The following is a 15686-nucleotide window of genomic DNA, read 5'->3' as shown; positions in this document are numbered from 1 at the left end:
AGCCATGCTCGACTGCTCTGCGCACGGCAGTCGAGCAAGCTCGACTCTACGGCCAGGTTACCGCAGCGGCTCCACCACCACCGCCGTGCCGTAGCACAGCACCTCGGTCAGCCCGGTCATCACATCGGTGGCGTCATAGCGCATGCCGATGATGGCGTTGGCGCCCAGTTGCCGCGCGTGCTTGACCATGTCGCGGTAGGTTTCTTCGCGGGCCTGCTCGCACAGCTCGGTGTAGATGGTGATGTTGCCGCCGAAGATCGTCTGGATGCCGCCGAGGAAGTTGCCGACGATCGAGCGCGAGCGCACGGTGATGCCGCGCACCACGCCCAGGTTGCGGGCCACGCGGTAGCCGGGCAGCTCGAAGGCGGTGGTGACCAGGGAATCCTCGAAGCGCAGGGCCGGAGGGGAGGGGATGCCGCTGTTGTAGGGGTCTGCCATGCTGCTGCCTTCTGTAGAGTCGAGCCATGCTCGACTGGCTGTGTGGCAGTCGAGCACGCTCGACTCTACAGCCCAACAGCCCGTTACGGCATGGCCGGACCCACCCGGCCGCGCGACAATACCCCCATGACCGATCGCATCCCCCTGCTGCTGCTCCCCGGCCTGCTCAACGACGCCGAGCTGTGGCGCGCGCAGCTGGCCGACCTGGCCGACATCGCCGACTGCACCGTGGGCGACCAGACCCGTGGCGAGACCCTGCAGGCGGTGGCCGAGGACGTGCTGGCGCAGGCCCCCGAGCGCTTCGCCCTGGCCGGTTTCTCGCTGGGCGGCTTCGTTGCTCAACAGATCCTGCGCACCGCGCCCGAGCGCGTGCTGCAGCTGGCGCTGGTCGACACCTCGATCCACGCTGATTCCCCCGAGCGCGCCGAGCAGCGCCGCAGCCAGCGTGCCAGCGTGCGCCTGCCCGGCAAGTTCCATGGTTTTGGTGATGCGCTGATGCGCAGCTACATCGATGCGTCGCGGCTGGACGACTACGTGCTGGTGCAGCGCGTGCGCGACATGACCGCGCGGCTGGGCGCGGAAGTATTCATGCGCCAGAGCGGGCTGGAACGCCGCGATGGGCACGAGGTGCTGGCCGCGTACCGCGATCCGCTGCTGATCGTCTGCGGTGCGAACGACCGCATCACGCCGCTGGCGGTGAGCGAGGAAATGCACGCGCTGGTGCCGCATTCGCAGCTGGTGGTGGTGCCTGACTGCGGGCACCTGGCACCGATGGAAAAGCCGGACGACGTGAGTGCGGCGATGCGCGGCTGGCTGTTGCAGGCCTGATGGATCCGCCGGGCATGGCCCGGCGCTACCCACGCGTATCCGGTAGCGCCGGGTCACGCCCGGCGTAGGTTTCCCACGGTAGCGCCGGGCCATGCCCGGCGGCCGTTCCTCAATCCCAGGCCGGGGCGATGCCTTCCGGGTTGGCCAGGCGCTGGCCACGATCAAGCTTGGCGATCTGCGCCATGTCGTCGTCGGTCAGGCGGATCGCCGCCGCTTCCAGGTTGCCGGCCAGGTTCTCGCGCTTGGTCGACGACGGGATGACCGCAAAGTCCTGCTGCAGCGCCCAGGCCAGTGCGACCTGCGCCGGGGTGGCCTGGTGGCGGCCGGCAATGGCCTGGATCACCGGGTCCTTCAGCACTTCGCCGTAAGCCAGGCTCATGTAGGCGGTGATGCGGATGCCGTTGTCCTGCAGGAACTTCACCAGCAGGCGGTTCTGCAGGTACGGGTGGATCTCGATCTGGTTGGTGGCGATGGCATCGGCACCGAGGATCTCGATCGCCTTGCGGGTCTGCGCGATGGTGAAGTTGGAAATGCCGATCTCGCGGGTCAGGCCCTGTGCCTTGGCCTCGGCCAGCGCCGGCAGGTATTCCTCCATCGGCACGTCCACCTGGTCATTCGGCGAGGGCCAGTGGATCAGGGTCAGCTCGACATGGTCGGTGCGCAGCTTTTCCAGGCTGGTGCGCAGGCTGGCCAGCAGCGCATCGCGCTTGAACTCGGTGATCCACACCTTGGTGGTCAGGTAGATGTCGTCGCGCGGTACGCCGGATTCGGCGATGGCCTGGCCGACCTCGGCTTCGTTGCCGTAGATCTGCGCGGTATCGATGGCGCGGTAACCGACGTCCAGCGCATTGCGGACGGAATCGATCACGGTCTGGTCTTTCAGGCGGAAGGTGCCAAGACCAAAGGCGGGGACAGTCATGGGAAGCTCCAACGGGGGGAAAGGAGTGAACAGGAAGGGTAGGTCAGGGACCGTGTGCATGCCGGCAACGGTGCATTGCGTTGCCGGTCAGTGGGCGGTAACGGCGATGCCCTCGGCACGGTGGTCGACGCCATCGCGGCGATCCAGGCGGCCGCTGAGCACGGTCAGTGCGTAGGCAAGCACGACGACCAGCGCACCCAGCCACGGCGTGTGCATCAGGCCGATGTGCTCCACCACCAGGCCGCCCAGCGAGGCGCCCAGGGCGATGCCGATGTTGAACGCGGCGATGTTCAGGCCCGAGGCCACATCAGTGGCCTGCGGCGCATAGCGCTGCGCCTGCTTGACCACGTACACCTGCAGGCCCGGCACGTTGCCGAACGCCACCGCGCCCAGGGCCAGCACGGTCAGCAGCATCAGCCAGGTGTTGTAGGCGGTGAAGGTCAGCACGAACAGCACGATGGCCAGCAGCGCGAAGATGCGCTTCAGTGCCGGCACCGGGCCGAGGCGGTCGGCCAGGCGGCCGCCCCACAGGTTGCCGATCGCCACCGACACGCCGTACACCAGCAGCACCAGGCTGACCGCATTGGCCGAGAAACCGGTGACGTCCTGCAGGATCGGCGCCAGATAGGTGAACGCCAGGAACGTACCGCCGTAGCCCAGCGCGGTCATCGTGTAGACAAGCAGCAGGCGCGGCTGGGCCAGCACGCCCAGCTGCTGGCGGAAGCTGGCCGGCGCGCTCTGCGGCACGTTGCGCGGCACGAACAGCAGCGCACCCAGCAGAGCCACCACGCCCAGCCCGGCCACGGCGAGGAAGGTCGCGCGCCAGCCCAGGTGCTGGCCGATGAAGGTACCCAGCGGCACGCCGGTCACCAGTGCCACGGTCAGGCCGGTGAACATGATGGCGATCGCGCTGGCGGCCTTTTCCTTCGGCACCACCGCGGTGGCGATGATCGAGCCGATGGAGAAGAACACGCCATGGGCCAGGCCGGTGAGGATGCGGGCGACGATCAGCGAGGTGTAGCCCGGTGCCATCCAGGCGATGACGTTGCCGAGGGTGAACATCAGCATCAGTGCGACCAGCAGCTGCTTGCGCGGCACGCGGCCGGTCAGTGCGGTCAGCACCGGCGCGCCGATGGCCACGCCCAGGGCATACAACGAGACCAGCAGGCCGGCCGAGGGCAGGCTGACGTGCAGGTCGGCGGCGATGGTCGGAATGAGGCCGACGATGACGAACTCGGTGGTGCCGATGGCGAAGGCGCCGAGGGTCAGCGCCAGCAGGGCGAGGGGAATGCCACGGGTCATGGCAGGCTCCGGAGGGAAGGAAGGGGCGCAGTGTGCGCGGCGCACCTTTGCCGAAAAACCGGTCTTCACGCCAATCACTCTTGCCTGCTGGTCAATAATGGCGCCATGAAGACCACCCTTGACGAAATGCAGGCCTTCCTGGCCGTCATCGACAGCGGCTCGATCAGCGCCGCCGCCGAGCAGCTGGGGCAGACCCCCTCGGGCGTCAGCCGCGCGCTGGGCCGGCTGGAGGAGAAGCTGGGCACCACCCTGCTGACCCGCACCACCCGCCGCCTGCACCTGACCGCCGAGGGCGAGGCCTACCTGCGCCACGCGCGGGCGATCATCGATGCGGTGGAATCGGCCGAGGAACAGATGGCGGCCCGCCGCGAGCGCCCGGCCGGGCGGCTGCGCGTGGATGCAGCCATGCCCTTCGTGCTGCACGTGATCGCGCCGCTGGTGGCCAGCTACCGTGCGCGCTACCCGGAAGTGCAGCTGGAACTGAACAGTTCCGAGCGCTACATCGACCTGCTGGAGCGGCGCACCGACCTGGCCATCCGCATCGGCCCGCTGGCCGATTCCACCCTGCACGCGCGCTCGCTGGGGCGCTGCCGGCTGCAGCTGGTGGCCAGCCCGGCCTATCTGGCCGCGCACGGCGAACCGGCCAGCGTGGCCGCGCTGGGCCAGCACACGCTGCTCAGCTTCAACGAACCGGAATCCTTGAACCGCTGGCCGCTGCCGGGTGACGCCGACGGGCAGCTGCTGGTGCGCCCGGATATCGCCGTCTCCAGCGGCGAAACCCTGCGCCGGCTGGCGGTGGAAGGCGTGGGCATCACCTGCCTGTCCGACTTCGTCACCGACCGCGACCGCGCCGCCGGCACCCTGGTGCCGGTGCTGGCCGCGCAGACGCTGGATGTGTACCAGCCGATCCACGCGGTGTACTACCGCAACACTGCAGTGTCGGCGCGCATCAGCTCGTTCCTGGATCACCTGGGCGAGGGGATGGCACAGGGCGATTACCTGCGCTGAGGTTGCTGCGGGTATTGGTGGGTGCGGACCGTTGGTCCGCACAGAACCGCCGCTTCGCGTCGCCGCCCGACCAACGGTCGGGCGCTACCTGAGGTGCTGCTGGGTGACCGGACCCTTGGTGGGTGCGGACCGTTGGTCCGCACGGATGCGCGCCGCTGCGCGCTGTCGCCCGACCAACCGTCGGGCGCTACCTGAGGTGCTGCTGGGTGACCGGACCCTTGGTGGGTGCGGACCGTTGGTCCGCACGGCTGCGCGCCGCTTCGCGCCGTCGCCCGACCAACGGTCGGGCGCTACCAATACAGCACCCTCATGCTGCGTGCGGACCTGCCTCCCGGTGGGTGCGGACCGTTGGTCCGCACAGATGCGCGCCGCTTCGCGTCGCCGCCCGACCAACGGTCGGGCGCTACCTGAGGTGCTGCGGGGTGACCGGACCCTTGGTGGGTGCGGACCGTTGGTCCGCACGGATACGCGCCGCTTCGCGCCGTCGCCCGACCAACGGTCGGGCGCTACCTGAGGTGCTGCTGGGTGACCGGACCCTTGATGGGTGCGGACCGTTGGTCCGCACAGATGCGCGCCGCTTCGCGTCGCCGCCCGACCAACGGTCGGGCGCGACCTGAGGTGCTGCTGGGTGACCGGACCCTTGGTGGGTGCGGACCGTTGGTCCGCACAGATGCGCGCCGCTTCGCGTCGCCGCCCGACCAACGGTCGGGCGCTACCCATGCAACACCTTCACGCGGCGCGGGCGAAGGCATCCTTGCTCGTCGCCGCACTCGACAGATCAAACACATCCACCGCTTCGATCAAGCGGTCGGCCTGCTGCTCCAGGCTGCGCGCGGCGGCACTCGCTTCTTCCACCAGCGCGGCGTTCTGCTGGGTGGTGCCATCCATCTGGATGACGGTCTGGCTGACCTGTTCGATGCCTGCGCTCTGTTCCTGCGAGGCCGCGGAAATCTCGGCCATGATGTCGGTCACCCGCTGCACCGAGGCGACGATCTCGGCCATGGTGTCACCGGCCTGGCGCACACGCTGCGCGCCGTGGCCGACCTGTTCCACCGACGCTTCGATCAGCGTCTTGATCTCCTTGGCCGCCGCCGCCGAGCGCTGCGCCAGCGTGCGCACTTCGCTGGCGACCACGGCGAAACCACGGCCCTGTTCGCCGGCACGCGCCGCTTCCACCGCCGCGTTCAAGGCCAGGATGTTGGTCTGGAAGGCGATGCCATCGATGACGCTGATGATGGCGGCGATCTGCCGCGAGGACGTCTCGATCGCGCCCATGGTCGCCACCACCTGGCCGACCACTTCACCGCCCTGCGAGGCCACGCCGTGCGCGCCGATCGCCAGCTGGTTGGCCTGGCGCGCGTGCTCGGCGTTCTGGCGCACGGTGGAGGTCAGTTCCTCCATCGACGCGGCGGTCTCTTCCAGATTCGCGGCCTGCTGTTCGGTACGGCGCGACAGGTCGTTGTTGCCGGCAGCAATTTCAGCGGCGGCCGAATGGATGCTGCCCGAGGTGTGCTTGATGTCGGTGACGATCGTCGCCAGCTGCGCCGCCGTGGTGTTGGCATCGCCGGCGATGCGCGCGAACACACCCTGGAAGTCGCCGTGCATGCGTGCGCCAAGGCGGCCATCGGCAATCGCCCGCAGCATCGTCGAGACCTCGCCCAGGTTCTGCTCGGTGCCCTGCATCAGCTGGTTCAGGCCATCGACCATCGCGCGGAAATCATGCTCGAAGCGCGCGCTGTCGCCACGCTGGCTGAAATCGCCGGCGGCGGCCGCACCGGCCAGGCGGCGGATCTCGCCGTTGATCGCGCCGAGATTGTGCTTGACCGCATCCAGCGCCTCGGTGATCACCGCCTTCTCGCCCGGCAGCCGTTCCATGTCCTGGCTGAGGTCGCCCACCGCGTAGCGGCCCATGATCGCGATCGCGCGCATCTTCACCTGGATGTGCGCGTCGACCAGTGCATTGGTGTCGGCCACCATGCGCCCGTACGCGCCGGGGAAGGTGCTGGCCTGCATGCGGTGGCTGATGGTGCCGGCGTCGTGCGCCTGCGCCATCGCGGTCTGTGCGGCCAGCACGTCGCGCAGGGTGCCCTGCACGGCCTGCATGGCCTGCGCCAGGCGGCCGATCTCATCGCGGCTGCGCACCTGCACCACATGGTCCAGATCGCCGGCGGCCACCGCGCGCGCGGCCGCTTCCACCGCCAGCACCGGCTGCACCACGGCACGCCGCAGCCACCAGCCCAGGCCGGCCAGCAGCAGCAGTGCCGCGGCGATGGTCATCACCGCACATACCACCAGAGTGCGCCGTGCCTGCTGCGAACGCGCGCTCACGGCGGCCTCGGCCACCTCGGTGGTGTGCGTGCCCAGCGCATCCAGCGCGGCCGTCACCGGGCGGTCCTTGCCGCGCACCAGGCTGTCGCCGGCGGACGGGTCGTAGCCGGCCTCGGCGAACGCCTGCAGGGCCGCGTGGTAATCCTTCTGCAGCTGCGCGTGCAGGACGCTGAACGCCTGCGCCATGTCGCGGGTGCGCGCATCGGGGCTGGCGGCCAGGCCGGTGGCCAGCTTCTCCACCAGCTTTCCTTCGTCATCGAAGGCCTGCAGGTGGCGCTGGCGCAACGCCTCGTCGTGGCCGCGCAGCAGCACGTTCTTCCATTCCTGCACCTGCCCGCGGAACTCGCGCTGCAGGCGCTCGGCATCGCGGCTGTGGGCGACCTCGGCGGGGACTTCGGTGGACAGCTTCAGCCACGCCGATGCCAGGCCGGCGAGGGCGCACAGCAGGACGATGGCCAGACCAACGGACACAGCACCAAGCAGCTTCGACTGCAGCCGCGGCGCACGGGAAGAGGCGTTCATGGAGCGGACTCTTGGAAGGGGGGCGATGCGGTATCGACCGCGCTTGAGTCCGCTGAAGTGCGAAGCCGATCACATTACCGTTGCGTTCAATGATGTGAAGGGCGCGTGATATAGGACAGATGTGTCCAAATGGAACGAAAGCGGACCCTCGACAGGTGGTTTAAATGTAACTATCGTAGTTACATGAAATCCGCAGACCCGCTCTCCGACGCCCTGCACGTGATGGCCCACCTGGTCGGCCAGGAAGGCCCGCGTACCTCCGAACAGCTGGCCACCTGCCTGCCGACCCACCCGGTGGTGATCCGCCGCCTGCTGGCGCAGATGCACAAGGCCGGGCTGGTGCGCAGCACGCGCGGCCACGGCGGCGGCAGCCAGCTGGCACGCGATGCAGCGCAGATCAGCCTGCACGACATCTACCTGGCCGTTGGTGCGCCGCCGCTGGTGCAGGTCGGCCAGCGCGACAGCGGCGGTGGCTGCCCGATCCAGCAGCTGGTCAACCAGGCCCTGCAGGACGGCGCGCGCGAGGCCCAGCGCCTGCTCGAAGCGCGCCTGCAGGCCAGCACCCTGGACCAGCTGGGCGCCGACTTCGCCCGCCATCTTGCCCATCACCGTTCCCTGGAAGGTCCCCATGAATCCTGATGTCCTCATCGTCGGCGGCAGCTACGCCGGCATTGCCGCCGGCCTGATCCTGGCCCGCGCGCGCCGCCCGGTCACCATCATCGACAGCGGCCTGCCGCGCAATCGCGCCGCCAGCCACTCGCATGGCGTGCCCGGCCAGGACGGCATCAGCGGCGCCGAGCTGCTGAAGAACGCGCGCCAGCAGCTGCTCGATTACCCCACCGTGCGCTGGCTGCAGGGCGAAGTGGTGCACGCGCAGTCCACGGCCGAGGGCGTGGAGGTGCGTACCGCCGATGGCCAGGTGCTGGCCGCGCGCAAGCTGCTGCTGGCCACCGGCATCGCCGACCAGCTGCCAGAACTACCGGGCCTGGCCGAACGCTGGGGCAGCACCGTGCTGCACTGCCCGTACTGCCATGGCTACGAAGTCGGCGGCGGTGCCATCGGCCTGCTCGGCGGCCACCCGATGTCGGCGGCCAAGGCGACGCTGTTCGCCGACTGGGGCAACGTCACCTTCTTCAGCCAGGGCCTGCCGATCAGCGATGAAGAGCAGGCCGCCATGCAGCAGCGCGGCGTGCAGATCGAGATCATCCCGGTGGTGGGCGTGCAGGGCGAACAGCCGACGTGGCTGGAAGTGGAACTGGCCGATGGTCGCCGCATCGCCCAGCGTGCGCTGTTCGTGCCGGCCATGCAGCAGATGGCCACGCCGCTGGTGCAGCAGCTCGGCTGTGCGCTGGTGGAAAGCCCGCTGGGCGTGCTGGTCGAGGTCGACATGATGAAGCAGACCTCGGTGGCGAACGTGTACGCCGCGGGCGACGCGACCACGGTCGGCAACATTACCCTGGCGATGGCCGAAGGCGTGCGTGCCGGCATCGGCGTGCATCACGCGCTGGTGGGTGAGGACAGCGTGCCGCGCTGAGCGCAGCGGGGTCAGATCCCTTTCGCAGAAAGGGCTCTGACCCCTGACTCGCCTTGACGCCGACCTTGGTCCGCGCCGTTGGGGTCAGAGCCCTTTCTGCGAAAGGGATCCGACCCCGGCGTGGATGCGGCGATCAACCCTCGACGCTGGCCGCGTCCAGCTGTGCGATGTCCTGCACGCTCAGGCCGACATTGGCGGCCGCCAGCAGGTCGTGCAGCTGCTCGACGCTGGTGGCGCTGACGATCGGCGCGGTGATCGACGGCCGTGCGATCTGCCACGCCAGCGCGATCTGCGCGGCACTGGCGTTGTGCTTGCTGGCCACATCATCCAGTGCCTGCAGGATGCGCAGGCCCCGCGGGTTCAGGTAGCGCTTGACCACGTTCTCGCCGCGCGCCGGGCTCTTGCTGGCATCGGCCGGGGTGCGGTATTTGCCGCTGAGGAAACCACTGGCCAGTGCGTAATAACCGATCACGCCGATCTGTTCGCGCTGCACCAGCGGTTCCAGTTCCTTCTCGTAACCGGCGCGGTCGTACAGGTTGTACTCCGGCTGCAGGGTTTCATAGCGCGGCAGCTTGTAATCGGTGGACACCTTCAGCGCATCGGCCAGGCGCGTGGCGCTGTAGTTGGACGCACCGATGGCGCGCACCTTGCCCGCTTCGATCAGCCGGCCGAACGCGGCCAAGGTTGCTTCAAGCGGCGTGGATTCATCGTCCTCGTGGGCCTGGTACAGATCGATCACATCGGTCTGCAGGCGGCGCAGCGAATCTTCCACCGCAGCGTTGATGTTGTCCGGGGTCAGACCGGGGCGTTCTGCCCACTTGGCCACCTTGGTCGCCAGCACCACCTTGTCGCGCTTGCCGCTGCGCGCGAACCACTTGCCGATCAGCGTTTCCGATTCACCGCCTTCGTTGCCCGGTACCCAGGCCGAATAGACATCAGCGGTGTCGACCAGGTTGAAGCCGGCATCGACGAAGGCATCGAGCAGGGCGAAGCTGGCCTTCTCATCGGCGCTCCAGCCAAACACGTTGCCACCGAAGGCGAGCGGACGTACATGCAGGCCGGAACGGCCCAGTTCGCGGGTTGCCGTCATGGGCACGGACTCCTTGGGGGTAGTCCTGCAGCATAGAACGCGCTGTGTGACCGCGCTGCGGCGTCGAACACAAAACAGTGTTCCGTCGCGGAGCGCGTGGCTAACGTTTTGTGAACACCTTGCACGCGGCGGCTGCTAGTCTCGCCGCATCTTCCGCTGGAATCGCCCCGATGATCGCTGCCTCGTCCCTGCGTAGCTGCCGCCTGCTGCTTGCCTCGGCCCTGCTCGTTGCTGTTCCCGCATTCGCTGCACCGGCCACGGTGGCACCGGCGAAGATCCAGGTCTCGCCGGCCATCGATGCCGCGGTGAAGGCATCGACCCGCGACCCCGCCAATGTGAAACGCGACAACTACCGCCATCCGGCTCAGTCGTTGGCCTTCTTCAAGGTCGCACCGGAAAAGACCGTCATCGAGATCACCCCCGGCAACGGCTGGTACTCGGAAATCCTGGCGCCGCTGCTGCGTGACAAGGGCCACTACATCGCCGCCGTGGTCGATCCGGCCGCAGTGCCCGAAGGCCGTGGCCGCGATTACCAGCAGCGCAGCCGCGACGGCCTGGAAAAGAAGTTTGCCGGTGCGCCGGCCCAGTTCGACAAGGCCGCCGTGGTCGGCTACGACCCGGCCAAGCCGGTGTTCGGCCCGGCCAATTCGGCCGACGTGGTGCTGACCTTCCGCAACGTGCACAACTGGCGCAAGGCCGGCCAGGCGCAGGGCATGTTCCAGGGCTTCTTCAATGTGCTGAAGCCGGGCGGCGTGCTGGGCGTGGTCGAGCATCGCGCCAAGGCCGACGTCGCCGATGACGACGACACCGGCTATGTCGGCCAGCAGCAGGTGATCGCCATGGCCGAGGCCGCCGGCTTCAAGCTGGATGCGCGCACCGAGGTCAATGCCAACCCGCGTGACACCAAGGACCACCCGAACGGTGTCTGGACCCTGCCGCCGACCAACCAGCACGACAAGGCCGACGACGCCAAGTACCAGGCCATCGGCGAGAGCGACCGCATGACCCTGCGGTTCGTGAAGCCGTAAACCGATGACGCCGGGCCCGCCCGGCGAGCGCGCAGCGCGGCGTGGGACAATGCATCACCCCGCCGCCTGCCGTTCCCGCAATGCTGATCGCCTTCAACAAGCCCTTCAACGTGCTCTGCCAGTTCACCGACCGCAGCGTGCCGCCGCGGCCGACCCTGGCCGGCTTCGGCCTGCCGCCGCGCGTGTACGCTGCCGGCCGGCTTGACCATGACAGCGAGGGCCTGCTGCTGCTGACCGACAACGGCACGCTGGCGCACAAGCTGACCGACCCGAAGCACAAGGCCGACAAGACCTACTGGGTGCAGGTGGAAGGCACGCCCAGCGATGAGCAGCTGCAGCAGCTGCGCGACGGCGTGGTCCTGAACGATGGGCCGACTTTACCGGCGAAGATCGAGCGCCTCGATCCGGCGCCGGAGCTGTGGCTGCGCAATCCGCCGGTGCGTTTCCGCAAGACCGTGCCGGACAGCTGGCTGGCCATCACGATCCGCGAAGGCCGCAACCGCCAGGTGCGGCGGATGACCGCGGCGGTGAACCTGCCGACCCTGCGCCTGGTACGCGTGTCGATGGGGCCGTACCGGCTGGATGACCTGCAGCCGGGGCAGTGGCGGCAGATCGGCTGAGCCGAACTGCAGAAATGAAAAGGGTCGGAGCCCTTCCTGCGGAAGGGATCCGACCCCGTCAGACTCAGGCATCGCTGCCGATGTCGCTGTGCTCGTCCACCACGGTGTGGTTGCGGCGGTCACGCGCGTTGATGCGCTTGGCCTGTCCATTCACCACCTGGCCGTTGGCCGCCTTCTTCTTCTGCTGCTTGCGGTACAGCGCATAGCCCAGCAGGCCCACGCCCACCGCAGCGGCGGTGATGGCCACGGCCGGATTGCGGCGCACGAACTTGGTGGCGACCTTGCCGCCGGTCTTCACCGCACCCACGGCGGCGCCGGTCTTGATCCAGTCACTGGCCTGCGGGCCGAAATGGCGCAGGCTGCCACCAGCGCTCTTCAGGCCGTCACCCGCGGTGTGCGCCAGTTCCAGGGCGCGCTCCAGGGCGCGGTCGGTGATAACGGTCAGCTTGCTCATTCGTGGGGTCCTTTGCCTCGGGTCGAAGTCCAGTGTGTCGTGCTGCCTGTAAACGGTATGTCAGTCAGGGCGGTCGATGAGGTGACTTTACCCGGTCCATTCAGGATCAGGCAGGGTCTGCACCCGGTAGTGCCGGCCGCTGGCCGGCAACCCCAGGGCATCTAGTACACGGCGTCTGCCGGCCAGCGGCCGGCACTACCGCTCAGGTGCCGCGCGGCTTGGCCCGGTGCGTGGCGGTCGCCGTCCACGGGTCGTCCGGCCACGGATGGCGCGGGTAGCGGCCCTTCATTTCCTTCTTCACCTCGGCATAGGTGTTTTCCCAGAAGTTGCGCAGGTCCTGGGTGACCTGCAGTGGGCGGCCGCCCGGCGACAGCAGGTGCAGGGTCAGCGGTACGCGGCCATCGGCGATGCGCGGGGTGTCGGCCAGGCCGAACAGCTCCTGCAGCTTCACCGCCAGCACCGGCGGCAGCGGCTCGCCGCTCTCGCTGTCCAGCGCGTAGCTGATCGGCCGCTCCAGCCCCGAGGGCACGGTGATGCGGGTCGGCGCATGGCGCTCCACCAGCTGCCGCTGCGACCATTCCAGCGGCGACTTCAGCGCTTCGGCGAAGCTGCTCTCGTCCAGGGCATCCAGCCGCGTCTTGCCGGCGAACGCCGGCTGCAGCCACTGCGCGCGGGTGGCCAGCAGGGCGGCGTCGCTGCAGTCGGGCAGGCCGAGTTCGGGCATCCAGCGGCGCAGCGATTCCACCCGCGCCTGCCATTGGCGCAGGCCTTCGGTCCACGGCAGCGCGGACAGGCCGAGCTCGGCCACCGCATCGGTCAGCGCCTGCGCGGCATGCTGCGGGTCGACGCGGCCGGCGGAGCGGCTGTCCAGCACGATGCGGTCGAAGCGCGTCTCGCGCAGGGCCACCAGGGCGCGGCGCTCGCTGTCCCAGCGCACGGCGTCCTCGGTGACGAAGCGCTGCGGCCATGCTGCGCGCAACGCGTTTTCATCCACGGGCGCGGCGCGCAGCAGCAGGGCATCGCGTGCTTCATAGCGCAGCTCGCTGACCACCAGCCACGGCTCGCCGCGCAGGTCGCTCAGTTCATGCAGGCGCGCGCTGCGGCCGTTGGCCAGCAGGTAGCGCAGCGGATCGCTGGGGTGCTGGAAACCGATGCGGTCGGGGAAGGCGTGGGCGAGCAGATCACCCAGCTCATGCGCTTCGATGCTGCTGGGCGGCGTCGCCTCGCAGCGCAGGCGTCGGCGCCACTGCTTGGCGGCCGCATCGATGGCGGCCAGGCCGCTGCGGTTGGCATCGGACGGCGCACGACCGTTGCGGAATGCCGCCAGCGCACGCCAGCGTGCGGCCAGCGCATCGCCGCCCTGGCGCAGCGGATCGCGTGCTTCCAGCAGCGCGGCCAGATCGGCGGCCAGCGCCTGTGCGCGCGCATCGGGCGCGGCCAGCAGCATCGCCGCCATGCGCGGGTGCGTGCCCAGCGCCAGTACGCGGCGACCGAGTGCGGTGATCGCGCCGGTGTCCGACAGTGCGCCCAGGCGTTGCAGCAGTTCGCGTGCGGCGGCCATCGGGCCGGACGGCGGCGGATCGAGGAAACGCAGGTCGCTGCTGCCCCAGGCCGCCAGTTCCAGTGCCAGCCCGGCCAGTTCCACCTGGTCGATCTCGGCGCGGCGCTGCGGCTCCAGCCGCTGCGACTGCGGCCACAGCCGCCACGCCACGCCCTCGGCCACGCGTCCGGCACGGCCGGCGCGCTGGTCGGCCGAAGCCTGGGCGATGGCCACCACGTCCAGCCGGGTGAAGCCGCTGTTGGGGTCGTAGCGCGGCTCGCGCGCCTGGCCGCTGTCGATCACCACGCGCACGCCGGGCAGGGTCACCGAAGATTCGGCCACGTTGGTGGCCAGCACCACGCGGCGGCGGCCATCGCTGGCGACCTGCAGCACGCGTGCCTGCTGTTCCACCGGCAGCTCGCCGTGCAGCGCCAGCACCTCGATGCTGCCGTCCAGCGATTCCTGCAGGCCCGCCTGCACGCGCGCGATCTCGCGCTGGCCGGGCAGGAACACCAGCAGGTCGCCGGGATGCTCGGCCAGGGCCTGCTGCACCGCGCGGCGCACCTGCAGTTCCAGCGCCTCATCGCGGCGCGCCGGGAAATGGCTGATCGCCACCGGGTAGCTGCGGCCCTCGCTGCTCAGGCGCGGCGCATCGAGGAAGCGGGCAAGCCGCTCGCCATCCAGCGTGGCCGACATCACCACCAGCCGCAGGTCGTCGCGCAGCTGCGCCTGCACGTCCAGCGCCAGGGCCAGGCCGAGGTCGCCACTGAGGTGGCGCTCGTGGAATTCATCGAACAGGATCGCGCCGACCGTTTCCAGCATCGGGTCATCCTGCAGCATGCGGGTCAGAATGCCCTCGGTGACCACTTCAATGCGGGTGCGCGCCGAGATCTTGTTCTCGAAGCGGATGCGGTAGCCGACGGTGCCGCCCACCTCTTCGCCCAGCTGCCGCGCCATGAACAACGCGGCGCTGCGTGCGGCCACCCGGCGCGGTTCCAGCAGGATGATCCTGCGGTCCTGCAGCCACGGCGCATCGAGCAGGGCCAGCGGCACCTGGGTGGTCTTGCCGGCGCCGGGCGGCGCTTCCAGCACCAGCCGCGGCTGCGCGGCCAGGTGCTGCTGGATCTGCGGCAGCAGCGGGGAAATCGGGAAGAGCGGGGCGTTCATGTGCAAAGGATAAGGGGCCATGGCCGGCGCGGGTACAATGCGCGGGCACTTTTCCCCCGCGATGACCATGCACCTGATCGATATCGGCGCCAACCTGACCCACGACTCCTTCGACCGCGACCGCGATGCCGTCCTGGACCGTGCACGGCAGGCCGGCGTGGTGCAGATGGTCATCACCGGCGCCAGCCGCGAGCACTCCCCGCTGGCCGTGCAGCTGGCCCAGCAGCACCCCGGTTTCCTGTACGCCACCGCCGGCGTGCACCCGCACCACGCGGTGGAATACACCGAGGAGTGCGACGCCGAAATGCGCGCACTGCATGCGCACCCGGAAGTGGTGGCGGTGGGCGAGTGCGGGCTGGATTACTTCCGTGATTTCTCGCCGCGCCCGGCGCAGCACCGCGCGTTCGAGCGCCAGCTGCAGCTGGCCGCGGACAATGGCAAGCCGCTGTTCCTGCACCAGCGCGATGCGCATGCCGATTTCATGGCGCAGATGAAGAACTTCGAAGGCCGCCTCGGCCCGGCGGTGGTGCATTGCTTCACCGGCGAACGTGACGAGCTGTTCGATTACCTGGACCAGGACTGGTACATCGGCATCACCGGCTGGCTGTGCGACGAGCGCCGTGGCGCGCACCTGCGCGAGCTGGTGAAGAACATCCCGGCCAACCGCCTGATGATCGAGACCGACGCGCCGTACCTGCTGCCGCGCACGCTGAAGCCGATGCCGAAGGACCGCCGCAACGAGCCGATGTTCCTCTCGCACATCGTCGAGGAACTGGCCCGCGACCGTGGCGAAGACGTAGCGGTGACCGCGGCCAATGCCACGGCTGCCACGCGCACGTTCTTCCGCCTGCCCGACGCAGGTTGATCCTGTCGTTTACATCCGTCGCGCTGCGCGCAGGGTGGTAGTG

14 protein-coding genes are annotated in these 15686 nt (G+C 69.1%); 7 read left to right on the top strand and 7 right to left on the bottom strand.

The genetic code is table 11. The annotated features are described in order from the left end of the window. Positions 1–57: 57 nt before the first annotated feature. Complete coding sequence (locus C1925_RS20065; protein WP_108754558.1) at positions 58–438, bottom strand: YbjQ family protein; 381 nt, start codon at positions 436–438, stop codon at positions 58–60. 126 nt (positions 439–564) lie between these two features. On the opposite strand from C1925_RS20065, the gene C1925_RS20060 reads away from it, so the two are divergent. Further along, positions 565–1266: an alpha/beta hydrolase gene (locus C1925_RS20060; protein ID WP_108770433.1), complete on the top strand. Its 702-nt coding sequence runs from the start codon at positions 565–567 to the stop codon at positions 1264–1266. A gap of 109 nt (positions 1267–1375) precedes the next feature. Here C1925_RS20060 and dkgB read toward each other — a convergent pair whose 3' ends face one another. Together dkgB and C1925_RS20050 are read right to left on the bottom strand one after the other, a co-directional pair. Beyond that, complete coding sequence (gene dkgB, locus C1925_RS20055) at positions 1376–2185, bottom strand: 2,5-didehydrogluconate reductase DkgB (RefSeq protein WP_108770432.1); 810 nt, start codon at positions 2183–2185, stop codon at positions 1376–1378. 87 nt (positions 2186–2272) lie between these two features. After that, positions 2273–3487: an MFS transporter gene (locus C1925_RS20050; protein WP_108770431.1), complete on the bottom strand. Its 1215-nt coding sequence runs from the start codon at positions 3485–3487 to the stop codon at positions 2273–2275. 105 nt (positions 3488–3592) lie between these two features. Here C1925_RS20050 and C1925_RS20045 point away from each other — a divergent pair, with 105 nt between their 5' ends. After that, positions 3593–4495: a LysR family transcriptional regulator gene (locus C1925_RS20045; RefSeq protein WP_108770430.1), complete on the top strand. Its 903-nt coding sequence runs from the start codon at positions 3593–3595 to the stop codon at positions 4493–4495. Between the two features lie 729 nt (positions 4496–5224). On the opposite strand, the gene C1925_RS20040 is transcribed toward C1925_RS20045, so the two are convergent. Next, complete coding sequence (locus tag C1925_RS20040; RefSeq protein ID WP_108770429.1) at positions 5225–7345, bottom strand: methyl-accepting chemotaxis protein; 2121 nt, start codon at positions 7343–7345, stop codon at positions 5225–5227. Between the two features lie 183 nt (positions 7346–7528). On the opposite strand from C1925_RS20040, the gene C1925_RS20035 reads away from it, so the two are divergent. Together C1925_RS20035 and C1925_RS20030 are read left to right on the top strand one after the other, a co-directional pair. Then, positions 7529–7984 carry an Rrf2 family transcriptional regulator gene (locus C1925_RS20035; RefSeq protein WP_108770428.1) on the top strand — a complete coding sequence of 152 codons (456 nt, stop codon included), beginning with the start codon at positions 7529–7531 and terminating at the stop codon, positions 7982–7984. Next, entirely contained in the window at positions 7974–8879 is a 906-nt protein-coding gene (locus C1925_RS20030) for an NAD(P)/FAD-dependent oxidoreductase (RefSeq protein ID WP_108770427.1), read from the top strand. The genes C1925_RS20035 and C1925_RS20030 overlap by 11 nt, the downstream gene beginning before the upstream one ends. A gap of 133 nt (positions 8880–9012) precedes the next feature. Here the strand turns inward: C1925_RS20030 and C1925_RS20025 are convergent, their stop codons facing one another. Continuing rightward, positions 9013–9969, bottom strand: coding sequence for an aldo/keto reductase (locus tag C1925_RS20025; RefSeq protein ID WP_108770426.1), 957 nt, complete (start codon positions 9967–9969; stop codon positions 9013–9015). 170 nt (positions 9970–10139) lie between these two features. Between C1925_RS20025 and C1925_RS20020 the strand changes: the two genes are divergently transcribed. Both C1925_RS20020 and C1925_RS20015 read left to right on the top strand, forming a co-directional pair. After that, entirely contained in the window at positions 10140–10997 is an 858-nt protein-coding gene (locus C1925_RS20020; RefSeq protein WP_108770425.1) for a class I SAM-dependent methyltransferase, read from the top strand. An 80-nt stretch (positions 10998–11077) separates the two neighbouring features. After that, positions 11078–11617, top strand: a complete 540-nt coding sequence (locus C1925_RS20015; protein ID WP_108770424.1) for a pseudouridine synthase — start codon at positions 11078–11080, stop codon at positions 11615–11617. A gap of 64 nt (positions 11618–11681) precedes the next feature. On the opposite strand, the gene C1925_RS20010 is transcribed toward C1925_RS20015, so the two are convergent. Continuing rightward, a complete protein-coding gene (locus tag C1925_RS20010; protein WP_108770423.1) occupies positions 11682–12071 on the bottom strand; it encodes a hypothetical protein in 390 nt (129 codons plus the stop codon). A gap of 202 nt (positions 12072–12273) precedes the next feature. Next, entirely contained in the window at positions 12274–14778 is a 2505-nt protein-coding gene (gene hrpB, locus C1925_RS20005) for an ATP-dependent helicase HrpB (RefSeq protein ID WP_108770422.1), read from the bottom strand. A 67-nt stretch (positions 14779–14845) separates the two neighbouring features. Here hrpB and C1925_RS20000 point away from each other — a divergent pair, with 67 nt between their 5' ends. Next, positions 14846–15643 carry a TatD family hydrolase gene (locus tag C1925_RS20000; RefSeq protein ID WP_108770777.1) on the top strand — a complete coding sequence of 266 codons (798 nt, stop codon included), beginning with the start codon at positions 14846–14848 and terminating at the stop codon, positions 15641–15643. Positions 15644–15686: the final 43 nt, after the last annotated feature.

Source organism: Stenotrophomonas sp. SAU14A_NAIMI4_5, from assembly GCF_003086795.1.
Classification (GTDB): domain Bacteria; phylum Pseudomonadota; class Gammaproteobacteria; order Xanthomonadales; family Xanthomonadaceae; genus Stenotrophomonas.
This window is presented reverse-complemented; position numbering and strand designations above follow the sequence as displayed.